General features: G+C 72.1%; 11 protein-coding genes. 6 read left to right on the forward strand and 5 right to left on the reverse strand.

Annotated elements, in window-relative coordinates:
• The first annotated feature begins 27 nt into the window (after positions 1-27).
• The 5 genes from DEJ21_RS08570 (at position 28) to DEJ21_RS08590 (ending at position 6,195) form a co-directional block, all read left to right on the forward strand.
• A complete protein-coding gene (locus DEJ21_RS08570) occupies positions 28-2,064 on the forward strand; it encodes an aldo/keto reductase (RefSeq protein ID WP_111224332.1) in 2,037 nt (678 codons plus the stop codon).
• Positions 2,043-3,050 carry a LacI family DNA-binding transcriptional regulator gene (locus DEJ21_RS08575; RefSeq protein WP_111224333.1) on the forward strand — a complete coding sequence of 336 codons (1,008 nt, stop codon included), beginning with the start codon at positions 2,043-2,045 and terminating at the stop codon, positions 3,048-3,050. The genes DEJ21_RS08570 and DEJ21_RS08575 overlap by 22 nt, the downstream gene beginning before the upstream one ends.
• Positions 3,051-3,263: 213 nt before the next feature.
• The gene (locus DEJ21_RS08580) at positions 3,264-4,787 is read left to right on the forward strand and encodes an MFS transporter (protein WP_027466321.1); all 1,524 of its coding nucleotides are present in this window, start codon (positions 3,264-3,266) and stop codon (positions 4,785-4,787) included.
• 239 nt (positions 4,788-5,026) lie between these two features.
• Positions 5,027-5,536 (forward strand): flavin reductase family protein, encoded by a 510-nt coding sequence (locus DEJ21_RS08585; RefSeq protein ID WP_027466322.1) that lies wholly within the window; start codon positions 5,027-5,029, stop codon positions 5,534-5,536.
• Positions 5,537-5,580: 44 nt separating this feature from the next.
• Complete coding sequence (locus tag DEJ21_RS08590; protein ID WP_027466323.1) at positions 5,581-6,195, forward strand: superoxide dismutase; 615 nt, start codon at positions 5,581-5,583, stop codon at positions 6,193-6,195.
• Positions 6,196-6,361: 166 nt separating this feature from the next.
• Here the strand turns inward: DEJ21_RS08590 and DEJ21_RS08595 are convergent, their stop codons facing one another.
• Positions 6,362-6,943: a TetR/AcrR family transcriptional regulator gene (locus DEJ21_RS08595; RefSeq protein WP_111224334.1), complete on the reverse strand. Its 582-nt coding sequence runs from the start codon at positions 6,941-6,943 to the stop codon at positions 6,362-6,364.
• Positions 6,944-7,101: 158 nt separating this feature from the next.
• Between DEJ21_RS08595 and DEJ21_RS08600 the strand changes: the two genes are divergently transcribed.
• Positions 7,102-8,073: a carbohydrate kinase family protein gene (locus tag DEJ21_RS08600; protein WP_111224335.1), complete on the forward strand. Its 972-nt coding sequence runs from the start codon at positions 7,102-7,104 to the stop codon at positions 8,071-8,073.
• A gap of 30 nt (positions 8,074-8,103) precedes the next feature.
• On the opposite strand, the gene DEJ21_RS08605 is transcribed toward DEJ21_RS08600, so the two are convergent.
• The 4 genes from DEJ21_RS08605 to DEJ21_RS08620 form a co-directional block, all read right to left on the reverse strand.
• On the reverse strand, positions 8,104-9,576 hold the full coding sequence (locus tag DEJ21_RS08605) for a serine hydrolase (RefSeq protein ID WP_181435831.1): 1,473 nt from the start codon (positions 9,574-9,576) through the stop codon (positions 8,104-8,106).
• Positions 9,573-10,922 carry a deoxyribodipyrimidine photo-lyase gene (locus DEJ21_RS08610; RefSeq protein ID WP_111224337.1) on the reverse strand — a complete coding sequence of 450 codons (1,350 nt, stop codon included), beginning with the start codon at positions 10,920-10,922 and terminating at the stop codon, positions 9,573-9,575. The genes DEJ21_RS08605 and DEJ21_RS08610 overlap by 4 nt, the downstream gene beginning before the upstream one ends.
• On the reverse strand, positions 10,919-11,431 hold the full coding sequence (locus tag DEJ21_RS08615) for a MarR family winged helix-turn-helix transcriptional regulator (protein ID WP_171907864.1): 513 nt from the start codon (positions 11,429-11,431) through the stop codon (positions 10,919-10,921). Before DEJ21_RS08615 ends, DEJ21_RS08610 begins: the two co-directional genes overlap by 4 nt.
• A gap of 258 nt (positions 11,432-11,689) precedes the next feature.
• A complete protein-coding gene (locus DEJ21_RS08620) occupies positions 11,690-12,457 on the reverse strand; it encodes a winged helix-turn-helix domain-containing protein (RefSeq protein WP_111224338.1) in 768 nt (255 codons plus the stop codon).
• Positions 12,458-13,154: the final 697 nt, after the last annotated feature.

The following is a 13,154-nucleotide window of genomic DNA, read 5'->3' on the forward strand; positions in this document are numbered from 1 at the left end:
AAGGTTCACGAGACGACAAGGATCCGCATGTCAGCGCAGACGGCGAACACCGCCACCACCCCGACCTCGACCACCACCGACCGCCCCGGGTGGGCCGTCCTCGGCCCCGGCGGCATCGCCCGACGCTTCCTCTCGCAGCTGCCCGCCAGCGGGGGTGTCCTGGTCGCGGCCGGCAGTTCGTCCGCCGAGCGGGCGCAGGTCTTCGCCGACGAGGCCGCCGGGTTCGGGTTCACGGACGTGACCGCCGGCACCTACGACGAGGTCCTCGCCGACCCGCGGGTGGACGCCGTCTACGTGTCGACCGTGCACACCGGGCACGCCCGGCTCGTGCTCGCCGCACTCGAGGCCGGCAAGGCCGTCCTGTGCGAGAAGCCCCTCGCCGTGAACCACGGCACCGCGATGGCGCTCACCGACGCCGCGCGCCAGGCCGGCCTGCCGCTCGTCGAGGCGTTCATGTACCGCTTCCATCCGCAGACCGCGGCACTGCTCGACCTGGTCCGCGACGGCGTGATCGGCGACGTGACCCACGTCGACGCCTCGTTCGCGTTCCGGACGGGTGAGCGCACCGGTCGCCTGTTCGACGTCGACACCGCCGGCGGCGGGATCCTCGACGTCGGCGGGTACCCGGTGACGATGGCCGCGGCGATCGTGCAGGCCGCGACCGGGGTCGCCGTCGCTGAGCCGGTGGACCTCACCGCCACGGGCACGCTCGGACCGACCGGGGTCGACGAGTGGACGGTCGCGCAGCTCACCTACCGGGGCGGGGTCACGGCGACGGTCCGGACCGGCGTCTTCGTGCAGGACGACAACGCCGTGTCGGTGTACGGCTCGCGCGGTCGCATCGTGCTCACCGACCCGTGGACCCTGGGCGACGACCCCACCATCGAGATCCACACCGTCGACGAACCCCCTCGCTCGCTGTCGTTCGCGGGTGAGCACCCCTACGCCCGAGAAGCCGACGCCACCACCGACGCCCTGCGTGCCGGTGCGGTCGAGGCGGCGCAGATGACCATCGACGAGACCCTCGCCACCGCCCGCACGCTCGACAGGTGGCGCGCGGCGATCGGCCTGCGCTACCCCTTCGAGGGCGAGACCGCCGACATCCCGACGGTGTCCGGCCGACCGCTCACCGTGCAGGACGGCAACCCGATGCGCTACGGCGAGGTGCCGGGCGTCGGCAAGCGGATGTCCCGCCTGGTGATGGGCGTCGACAACCAGCCCGACCTGGCACACGCCAGCGCGATCTTCGACCTGTTCGTCGAGCAGGGCGGCAACGTGTTCGACACCGGCTACATCTACGGCGGCGGGGTGCTCGAGGGTCGGCTCGGCAAGTGGATCCAGAACCGGGGGATCCGGGAGGACGTGGTGGTCATCACGAAGGGCGCCCACACCCCGCACTGTGACCCGGAGTCGATCACCCGGCAGCTGCTCGAGAGCCTCGAGCGCCAGGGCACCGACTACGCGGACATCTACATGATGCACCGCGACAACCCCGACATCCCGGTGGGGGAGTTCGTCGACGTGCTCGACGAACACCGCCGAGCCGGGCGCATCCGCGTCTACGGCGGCTCGAACTGGACCCCCGCACGGTTCGACGAGGCGAACGCCTACGCACGGGCCAACGGCAAGCACGGGTTCGAGGTGCTCAGCAACCACTTCGGTCTCGCCGAGGCGTACGACGTGCCGTGGGACGGCTGCGAACACGCGACCGATGCGGCATCGAAGGCGTGGCTGGAGGAACGTCAGGTCCCGTTGCTGCCGTGGTCCTCGCAGGCCCGCGGGTTCTTCACCGGCCGTGCGACTCCCGAGGACACCAGCGACGCCGAACTCGTCCGCTGCTACTACTCGGACGACAACTTCGAGCGGCTCCGGCGTGCGCGCGAACTGGGCGAGCAGTTCGGCGTCCCCGCGACGGCGATCGCACTGGCGTACGTGCTCAACCAGCCGTTCCCGACGTTCCCGCTCTTCGGACCCCGTACGATCGCGGAGGCCCGGTCGTCCATGACCGGCCTCTCCGTCGACCTCTCCCCGGAACAGGTGGCATGGCTGGACCTCCGCGCCTGACCCCGGGCGGCCGCGCGACGATCATCGACGTCGCCGCGGCCGCCGGGGTGTCCCGGCAGACCGTCACCCGCGCGATGAACGGGATGCCCGGCATCAGCGCGGCGACCAAGGACCGCGTGCTCCAGGCCGCGGCGGCGCTCGACTACCGTCCGTCACGGTTCGGCCGCGGGCTCGTCACGGGTGGCGACCACCAGCTCGGGCTCGTCGTCAACGACCTGCGGAACCCCTACGCACCGGCACTCGCATCCGCGGTGCTCGGCCTGGCCGCCGCCCGCGGGTGGAACGTCATGCTCGCCGACGTCGGGCTCGCGAGCGACTCGGACCGGATGGTGGAGTCCCTCGGCGCCCAGACCGACGTCGTGATCGGCTACCTCGGGTCCCGCGCCCCGGAGTGGATCGAACGGCTCGGCTCGGTCCCGGTCGTCGAACTCGACCCCTCGGGGCCGGTGACCCGCGCCGCGGTCCGGATCGACCCGACCGCCGCGATCGAGGACCTCGCCGACCACCTCGTCGACGTCGGGGTGAAGCACCCCGTCGTGCTCGACGCCGCTGCCGACGGCGTGCCGAGCCAGCGCGGGGAGCACATGGTCGCGGCACTCCGGCGTCGCGGGTACCTGCCCGACCTCGTCGTCGCGTCCGCGCCCACCGCAGAGGCCGGTGCCGAACGGACCGAACGGATCCTCGCCGAGCACCGCCGGGTGGACGCGGTCCTGGCGTTCAACGACGTGCTGGCCCTCGGCGTGCTGTCGGCCTGCCGTCGTGCCGGCGTCGACGTCCCCGGGGACGTCCGCGTGGTCGGCGTCGACGGCCTGCCGCTCGGCACGCTCGTCGCGCCGACGCTCACCACACTGGCCGTCGACCTCGACGAGGTCGCGGGCCAGGCCCTCGACCTGGCGCTCGGCATGCTCGCGGGCGAGCTGCCGCGCTCGGGCGAGGCCGTCGAGCGCACGGTGCGCCACCGGTTGCTGCTCCGCGAATCGGCGTAGGCCCGACGACGCGACCAGTGGACCGACGCAAGGCCCGTGGCGGGACCGGCACGGGCCTCCCGGCCGTCGTCTGTTGCATTTGCAACCAAAACCGTCCGGACGGTACACTAACGGAGTCCTGACGGGGCGCGTGTCCATCCCGCGTCCCGTCTCGTCTGCCCCACGTACCACCCGCCGTCGACCTGGTCCGGCTCGAAGTCCCAGGAGTCCGCCGTGTCCGCACTGCTCACCAGCCCCGTCGCCACCCGCGTCACCGGGAGCCGCGCCCGACGGTTCCTCGCGCTCGCCGTGCTCATGCTGCCGGTCCTGCTCATCTCGGTCGACAACACCATCCTGAGCTTCGCGCTGCCGTCGATCAGCCGCGCGCTGAACCCGGACGCCACCACGCAGCTCTGGATCGTGGACGCGTACCCACTGGTGCTCGCCGGCCTGCTCGTCGTGATGGGCAGCATCGGCGACCGGATCGGCCGCCGGCGGATCCTGGTGATCGGTGCGACCGGCTTCGCCCTGTTCTCGGTGGCCGCGGCGTTCGCGACCGACGCCTGGATGCTCGTCGCGGCCCGGATCGCGATGGGCGTGTTCGGCGCGATGCTCATGCCCGCGACGCTGTCGATCATCCGCAACGTGTTCGTGGACGCGGGGGAGCGGCGGATGGCGCTCGCCGTCTGGTCGACGATGTTCGCGGCCGGCAACGCGCTCGGGCCGCTCGTCGGCGGCGCGCTGCTCGCGCACTTCCACTGGGGCAGCGTGTTCCTGGTCGCGGTGCCGATCCTCGTGCTCATGCTCGTCGGCGTGCCGTTCTGCGTGCCGGAGTCCCGCGACCCGATGCCCGGGCCGGTCGACCTGCCGAGCATGTTCCTGTCCCTCGGCGCGCTCGCACCGATCGCCTGGGCCATCAAGTCGGTCGTGCACCCCGAGGAGCGCGGCCTCGCGATCGCCATGCTCGCGGTCGGAGTCGTCTGCGGCATCGCGTTCGTCCGTCGGCAGCTGCGGTCCCGCACGCCGATGCTCGACCTGCGCCTGTTCCGCAGCACGGCCTTCACCGGCAGTGTGCTGATGAACCTGGCGGCGATGTTCTCGCTCACCGGGTTCCTGTTCTTCATCGCCCAGCACCTGCAGCTCGTGGCCGGGCTCGACCCGTTCGCATCCGGCGTCGTCCTCATCCCGGGGTCGGTCCTGACCATCGTCGCCGGGCTCGCGGTCGTGCCGATCGTGGCGCGTGTCGCCCCGCGCTGGGTCGTGTCGGTCGCGCTGCTGTTCTCGGCGGCGGCGTACGCCCTGGTCGCGGTCCTCGGACACCACGCCTCCATCGCCGCCCTGGCGTTCGCGTTCGTGCTGCTCGGGATCGGGATCGGGGCGTCCGAGACGGTGACGAACGACCTCATCATCTCGACGGCACCGGCGGACAAGGCGGGTGCGGCGTCGGCGATGTCCGAGACGGCGTACGAGATCGGCGCCGTGCTCGGGACCGCGGTGCTCGGCACGATCCTGGCCACGACCTACCGGGCGCACGTCGTGGTGCCCGACGGGTTGTCCTCGGCGGCGCACGTCGCGGCGCAGGAGACCCTCGGCGGCGCGGTCGCCGCGGCGGGGCAGCTCGGCGGCAGCGCCGGGCAGGTGCTGCTCGAGTCGGCACGGGCGGCCTTCGACTCCGGCGTGACGATCACGGCGGGTGTCGCCGCGGTGCTCATGGTGGTGGCGGCCGCGGGTGCGCTCGTCATGCTCAAGCGCCGCTGAGCGGCCGCGCGGGCGCGCGCTGCGTCGCTGCGCTTCGCGCGCGCCGCTGCGCTTCGTGAGCAGGAATGGTCGGGTGGCCGTGCGGGACCCGACCATTCCTGCTCACGAAGTGACCGCCACGGCGCGCCCGGCCACGCCCGAACCTGTGAATCGTTGACCTCAACCAGGGTTCAGGTCATACGTTGGGTGACAGCCGCCGAGTGACGGCAGCCCCTCCCGAAGGAACGACCACGATCACCATGCCCGACGAAGCACCGGCAACCATCGCCGACGCGTACAAGTCCGCCTTCCGCGGGCACCCTGCCGGTGTCGCCGTCATCACGGCCGAAGGCCCCGACGGACCGACCGGCCTCACCGCCTCGAGCGTCGCGAGCGTCGCCGTCGACCCGCCCGTGCTGGTCTTCTCGCTCTCGACGAACTCCGGCTCGGCCGGGGTCGTGCTCGGTGCGCCGCTGTTCGTCGTGCACCTGGTCGACTCCCTCGGGGTCGCACTCGCCAAGCGCTTCGCGTCGACCGGCAGCCCGGCCGCCGACGACCCGATCTGGGGCACCCTGCCGTCCGGTGATCGCTACCTGCCGAGTGCGGCGAGTGCGCTCCGCTGCCGACCGCTGTCGACGACGCCGATCGGCAGCTCGACCGTCGTCGTGGCCGAGGTGCTCGACATCATCGTCGGCGCCGACCGCGGCGAGCCGCTGGTCTACCACAACCGGGAATTCCACTCCCTCACCGATCGTTCCCGGCTCTCGTGAGCCGCGGAGCCGCGTCCACAACCCACTGATCGAAAGGACCTCACATGGCTGAGTACACCCTGCCGGAACTGCCGTACGACTACGCCGCGCTCGAGCCGCACATCAGCGGCAAGATCATGCAGCTGCACCACGACAAGCACCACCAGGCCTACGTGACCGGTGCCAACACCGCGCTGCAGCAGCTCGGTGAGGCCCGTGAGTCCGGCAACTTCGGTGCGATCAACAAGCTCGAGAAGGACCTCGCGTTCCACCTCGGTGGTCACGTGAACCACTCGATCTTCTGGACCAACCTCGGCCCGGACACGAAGGTCCCCGAGGGCGAGCTCGCCGCGGCGATCGACGAGTTCTTCGGTTCGTTCGAGAAGTTCCAGGCGCAGTTCGCCGCCGTCGCGAACGGCATCCAGGGCTCCGGCTGGTCCGTGCTGGCCTGGGACACCGTGGGCCAGAAGCTCACCACGTTCCAGCTCTTCGACCAGCAGGGCAACATCCCGTTCGGCCTCGTCCCGATCTTCATGCTCGACATGTGGGAGCACGCCTTCTACCTCGACTACCTGAACGTCAAGGCGGACTACGTCAAGGCCGTCTGGAACATCGTCGACTGGGAGAACGTCGCCGCTCGTTTCGAGAACGCGAAGTCGCAGCGGTTCGTCACGCTCTGATCCGCGTCGGCGGGTCACCACGGTGACCACCTGACGAACGGGAGGCACGGTGCCAGCTGGCACCGTGCCTCCCGTTCGTGGTCCGGGTCACGTTCCGGGCCGTGCGCCGTCCCCGTGTCCCGTCGCCGGGTACGCGAGCGGTCCGCGATCGCGTGCGTGCGTGCGCTCAGCGCACGCGGTCTGCGTCGGCCGTGCTGGCTGCCAGGTCGTGGGCGATGCGACGCAGTGCGGCGTCGGCATCGGTGTGCGCGCCGTCGACGAGCGCGCCCCACTGGGCTCCGCGGGCGGCCATGACCGTGTGCTGGGCCGCATGCTCGGCGAGGACGGGGTCGGCGCCGTGTGCTCGGCACCAGGCCCGGATGGCGGCGACCTGGCAGCGGTGCGCGCGGCGCTGCCGGTCACGCCCGTCGAGGGACTCGACCGACCCGAGTTCGAAGGTGAGCCGTGCGGCCAGCGCACGGTGCGGGTCGTCGAGCCCGCCGAAGGTCGCGATCAGGTGATCGGCGAGGGCGTCCGTGTCGGCGGCGGGGTCGAGCGCGGGCGCTCGGTGCGAGGTCGCGAGGTGCTCGACGACGGAGTCGATCAGGGCGTCGCGGGAGCCGAAGTGGTAGACGACCGGGTAGGCGCTCGTGCCGAGTACGCGGCCGAGGCCCCGGACCGTGACGTCCTCGATCTTGGTCTCGACGAAGTGGTCGACGACCTTCTCGAGGATCGCGGGTTTGCGGGTGGGGTCGGGCTTCCTGGGCATGGCATCTCCGTCGTCGGGGCGGTGGTCGCGCGACCGCCCACATACTAGCAGCCGGTATATCAGTGACACCATCGGTCGATGTGTGCGATCTCTCCACCGAACCTCCGTTTTCACCGATAGAAACGGAGAAAAACTCGGCTCCGGGTAGACTGTCTCGGATGTCCATGCCGTACGAGGGCGCTCTGCCACCGTCACGGCCCGAGGGGACCCGCGCCGGACGGGTGGTCGCGGGCCGTCGTCGTGGCGCCGGAAAACGCTTCCTGGTCGTCGGCGACGTCCTGGACGGCGTCCTTGTGCACACCACCGCGCACCGGATCGGGGTGCACGACCCCGCCGCGGAGATCCGCCACCGGCCGACCGGTGCCGGTGGCAACACGGCCACCTGGCTCGGCTGGCTCGGGGCCGAGGTCGACGTCGTCGCCCGGGTCGGGGTCGATGACGTCTACCGGCACGAGCGCGCACTCGAGGACGCCGGGGTCCGCGCCCACCTGCGCTACGACGCGATGACGTCCACCGGGGTCGTCGTCTCGGTCCGCAACGACCACGGTCGCACCGCGATGTCCGACCCCGCCGCGAGCGGGAAGATCAGCGCCGCCGACGTCCCGCCGTCGGTGCTCGCCCGCGCCGACATCGTGCACCTGACCGGGGCTGCCATGCTCGGCGGCGGGGCCGACCGGCTCGCCGACCTGGTGGCGTGCGCCCGGACCGGCCCGGCGCGCGTGGCGGTGGACCCCTCGTCGGTGGCGGTGATCGAGACGATCGGTGCCGACCGGTTCCTCGAAGCCCTGCGGGGCGTCGACGTGCTCTTCCCCGACCAGCACGAGGCGCTCGCCCTCGCCGGGGGTGACGACCTCGACGCCGCGGTGCGGCGGCTGACCGAGCACGTCCCCCTGGTCGTCGTCACGGCCGGGGCCGACGGTGCGCTCATCGGGCGCCGGGGCCGCAGCGTCCACCGGGTCCCCGCGACACCGGCGACCGTCGTCGACACCATCGGGGCCGGGGACGCCTTCGTCGCCGGGTTCGTCCGTGCGTGGGCGACGGATCCCGTCCGCGTCGGCGCGGCAGCCCGCGAGGGCACCCGGGTCGCCGCGCGGGCACTCGGTTTCGTGGGCGGTCGACCGCCGGTCTGAGCCGACGGGTGTCCGCCTGGTGCCGTCGGGTCAGCGCTCCGACGGTTCGGCGACGACGTTCAGGGTCTGGACGCGCCCCGCGGCGGCGGGGGCGAGCCGGATCTCGACGCGCAGCCGCCCGCAGGTGCCGGGGAGCCACCAGCGCAGGTGCGACGGCGCCGCCGAGTACTCGGACACCGGTGCGGCACCGAGGTCGGCGCCGACGTCCGCGACGGCCTGCGCCACCGCCCGCCGCCGCCGGTCGTACGGAACGTCCATCGCCACGTTGGGCGTGCAGATCGCGTCCGCCAGGTCGTCCCGCCAGTCGGCCAGGAGGCGCGTCACGGCGGCCTGGGCGGCTCGCGTCGCACGGGTGGTCGCCGCCACCCCGGTGCTCGCTCCGGTCACGTCGGTGCTGGCTCCCGGCGCGTCGGGTGTGTGGGCCGTCAGCAGCGCGTCGAGCACGAGGTCATGCGCCCGCTGGGCGGCCGCGGAGACCTTGGCCTGCGTGGCGTTCTCGAACGCGACGACCCCGAGGCCGTCGCGCACGGACCACCGCATGTGCGCGGAGAAGCCCGGGTAGCCGCCGGAGTGCGAGACGAGCCCGCCGAAGCGGTCGTCCTGCTCGACGAACAGCCCGAAGCCGTACGCCGTCGCGCGGGCCGAACCCGGGACGACGGACGACGGGACGACCCGCATGGCCTGCTGCATCAGCCGGCGGTCAGCGGGGGAGACCGGGCCGGGTTCCGGCGCGGCGGAGAACGCCGAACCGAGGTGCATCGCCCAGCGCGCCAGGTCGCGGACGGTCGAGAAGAGCCCGCCGATCGGCGAGAAGGCGCCGGGGCCGGTCATCGGCAGGGGTTCCCAGTCGCCCTCGTGTCCGCGGGCACCGGTGACCACGAAGCCGGTCGACTCGGCCGCGCTGAACACCGTGTCGGTGAGGCCGAGGGGACGGAGCACGGTCTCGCTGGCGGCAGCGGTGAAGGGCTGCCCCGTCACGGCGGCCACGACCCGGCCGAGCAGCGCGTAGCCGAGGTTCGAGTAGGCGAAGCGGGTGCCGGGCAGCGAGTCGAACAGCAGGCCGCCGCGCAGGACCTCGTCGAGCTCGGCGTCCGAGATCGACTCCTGCCGGTCGGCCCAGGGGTCGTCGGTGGGGAACCCGGCCGACATCGTCAGCAGCATCCGCACCGTGGGGACCGGGGAGTCCGCGGTCGGCAGGGTGACGGCGCCGAAGGCCGGCACGAAGTCGGTGATCGGCGCGTCGAGGTCGAGTGCACCCCGGGCGACGAGGGTCAGCAGGGTCGCGGCGGTGACGCTCTTGGTGCAGGAGGCGATGCGGTAGACGGTGTCGGCGTCCGGGCTCCGGCCGTCACCGCGGTCACCGTGCCCGCCGGACGCGACGAGGCCGGAGCGGTCGAACACGCCCCACACGCTGCTCGGCGCGAGGCCCTGTTCGACGCGAGCACGGAACAGCTCGTCGACCTGGTCGACGACCGCAGCGATCGCGGGGTGCGACCCGGTCACGAGCGCCGCATCCGTTCGTAGGCGTCGAGCGCCCGCTGCCGTGACGCCTTCAGGTCGACCATCGGCTCGGGCCGCAGCTCGTCGGCGGGGACCCAGCGGTGGACGTACTCGCGGTGCGGGTCGAAGCGCTCGAGTTGCCGATCGGGGTTGAAGACGCGGAAGTACGGGGCGGCGTCGAAGCCGGAGCCCGCGACCCACTGCCAGTTCGCCGCGTTGTTGGCGGGGTCGGCGTCGACCAGGGTGTCCCAGAACCACTGCTCCCCGACGCGCCAGTCGACGAGCAGGTTCTTCACGAGGAAGCTGCCGGCGGCCAGCCGCACCCGGTTGTGCATGGCCCCGCTGTGCCAGAGCTCGCGCATGCCCGCGTCGACCAGGTCGAAGCCGGTGAGACCCTGCCGCCAGCGGTCGACCTCAGCTGCTTCCGGGTCACGCCACGGGAACGCGTCGAAGTTCCGACGGACGTTGACGGTGGCGATGTCGTCGCAGTGGAAGTACTCGTTCCAGTTGAACTCCCGCCATGCCAGCTGCCGGAGGAACGCGGCGGCGTTCTGGCGCTGCGCAGGCTCGAGCCGCTCGTGCAGGCGGTGCCACACCTGGTACGGGCTGATCTCGCCCCACCGCAGGAACGGCGAGAGGCTGCTGGTGGCCTCCATCGCGGGCTCGTCGCGCTGGTCGTAGTCCTCGAGCGCGTGCTCGACGAAGTGCTCGAGCTGCTGCTGCGCGCCGTGCTCGCCCGGGGTCCAGGCGTCACGGAGGCCGCCGGCCCAGTCGGGCTTCGTCGGCAGCAGTGCCCAGTCGGCCAGCGCATCACCCGTGACGTCGGCCGGAGCGGGCAAGTCGTCGGGGTCGGGCAGGGGATGGCGCGGTTCGGGCAGCGCCTGGACGGCGTTCCAGAACGGGGTGAAGACCTTGTACGGCGCGCCCTGCCCGGTGAGCACCGTCCACGGTTCCCAGAGCAGGTTCGCGGCGAAGCTGTGCGCCTCGACGCCACGGTCGTGCAGGGCCGCCTTGATGCCGGCGTCGACGTCACGCTCGACGGCGCCGTACCGACGGTTCCAGTACACGGCGTCGGCTCCGGTGTCGGCGACGAGCTGGTCGATCGCCGTCGCCGCGGCACCGCGCCGGAGGACCAGCCGGGAACCCCGCTCGCGCAGGTCGGCATCGAGGGCGGTCAGGGAGTGGTGCAGCCACCAGCGGCTCGCGGCACCGATCGGACGGAGCCCGGGGGACTGCTCGTCGAGGACGACCGCCACCGTGACGTCGCCACCGTGGTCGATCGCCGCACGGAGCGCCGGGTTGTCCGACAGCCGCAGGTCGTCACGGAGCCAGACGATCGCGCCGGTCACACCGTTGCCGCATCCGCAGCGGCCACCGGGCGGGCCGTCGACCGCCGGCTCGGTGCCGTGCCGACCGCCAGCCGGAGCTTCGTGCAGAGTTCGGTGAGGGTGCGGAGTTCGGGGTCGGACAGTCCGGCGCCGACCTGCTGCGCGATGCTCGCCGCGTGCTGCACGGCGACTTGGCGGTAGACGTCGAAGCCGTGCGGGGTCAGTGCCACGATCACGCCGCGGGCGTCGGTGGGGTCCGGTTGCTTCTCGACGATGCCGCGGGCGAGCAGCCGGTCGACCAGGCGGCTGACGCTCGGCTGGGTGAGGAGCAGGTGCCCGGTGAGGTCGCGCATCCGGCAGCGGCGGCCGGGCTGGGTCGACAGGTTGAAGCAGACGTCGTACTCGTTGAACGAGATCTCGTCGCCGGGGAAGTCCGCGTTGAGACTCCGCATCACGGCGACCTGGGCGCGGAAGAGCGCTTCCCAGGCGGCGACCGCGGTCGCCTTCTCACTGCGGCGTGTCTCGCTCACGTTCGCGTTCCCTCCGGTCGTACGGTCTGACCACACTACCGACGGGGTCCGACAGGAGCCGGGCGACATGCACGAGGGCCGGCCGCCTGTCGGCGACCGGCCCTCTCCCTTGCACCAAGAGTTTCCTGCAATCACATTCCACAGGCGGTGCCACAGCAAACACCGTCTGCACCACCGACTGTATAACGAAGCGGTAACGGCGCGCCAGCCTCTCCGGGGCCGGTTCGCTGCGAGTTCACCAAGAGCAGCCGATCAGGCTCAGAAGAGGTCGGGCGACGGGGTCGACGCGTACCGCACGGCGACGTCCGCGTGGCGGTCGAAGCGGTAGCCGACGCCGCGCACGGTGCGGACGATCTCCTCGAACGCGCCGAGCTTGGAGCGGAGCCGACGCACGTGCACGTCGATGGTGCGCTCGTTCGGGGTCTCGTCCTCGCCGTCCGACCAGAGGCCCTCGATGATCGCGGAACGGTCGACGGTCTGGCCCTCGCGGAGGACCAGGAACTGCAGGAGTTCGAACTCCTTGTAGGTCAGGGGTGCCGCTTCGCCGTCGAGGGTCACGCGCTTCCGCGAGATGTCGATGACGACGCCGGTCTCCTCGGGCTCGGGCTTCTCGGCCTGCTTGCGGGCGGCCACCGCGGAGCGGTCCTGCAGGGCGAGCCGGACGACGTCGACGTCACGGCCACCGGAGTGCTCGGCGGCGACGGCGACGGCCGCGTAGGTCTCGGACGACGGGACGAGCTGCGCGGTGAGGGCCTTCAGCTGCTCGACCACCGCGGCCAGGCTCGTGCCGGCGGCTGCGGCCTTCGCTTCGTCGATGCCGACGTACAGGGCGAAGCCGCGGGCCTCGGTGCCCTCGGGGAGCGCGCGGTTCCGCTGCGGTGCGATAACGGGGCTCGTCGGCACGGTGACCGGTCCGGTCGCCGCCGGGGAGGCCGGGCGCGGACGGATCGGGGTGACGGTGCCGAGGTCGGTCGGGGCCGGTGCGGAGCGGAGCGCGGTGCGGGGCTGGGCGATGGTGAGCGACATGGTGGTTCTCCGGGCGGTGTGGCCGGTGCGCGGGTGGCGCGGCGGCCGGTGTCGAATGCGTCATCCCGGGTACGGCGGTACGCCGATGTGCCCTGCGGTCCTGCTGCGGACCGGGGCCGACCCGGGGGAACGGGAGACAGACCTCGTGACGTGGTGCGCGTCGCCGACGGTGTCCGTCACCCGGGGATCACGCGCTCGCGACGGGGGTGGTGTCGCGGGGGATCCGGCTGGAACGGGTGCCGATCAGGCACACATTCGACAACGCATGACCGGCATGGTCGGCATCATCACGCCGACGGTCCCCACTGCCCCTGCGGAGGAGCACGCCTCGGAGAGGACGCGGGTGGACACGGTTGCAGTCATGTGACGAGTATCTGCGGTATACCAACATGGTGTCAACCGTCCGCGCGGACGGTGCGCTGGGCGCGACCGCACGGACGTCGAGCGCCACGCCGTTTTTTCCCATTGCGCACGCAACGGAAAGTGGAATCGGGCGTACCGGGTGGAAAGAACCGACCGGGTACGCCCGGAACGACCGGGTACGCCCGGAACGGGCGGGTACGCCCTGAACGACCGGGTACGCCCGGAACGACCGGGTACGCCCGGAACGGGCGGGTACGCCCTGAACGACCGGGTACGCCCGGAACGACCGGGTACGCCCGGAACGGGCGGGTACGCCCTGAACGACCGGGTACGC

Origin of the sequence: Curtobacterium sp. MCSS17_006, from assembly GCF_003234215.1 — a bacterium.
Taxonomy (GTDB): domain Bacteria; phylum Actinomycetota; class Actinomycetes; order Actinomycetales; family Microbacteriaceae; genus Curtobacterium; species Curtobacterium flaccumfaciens.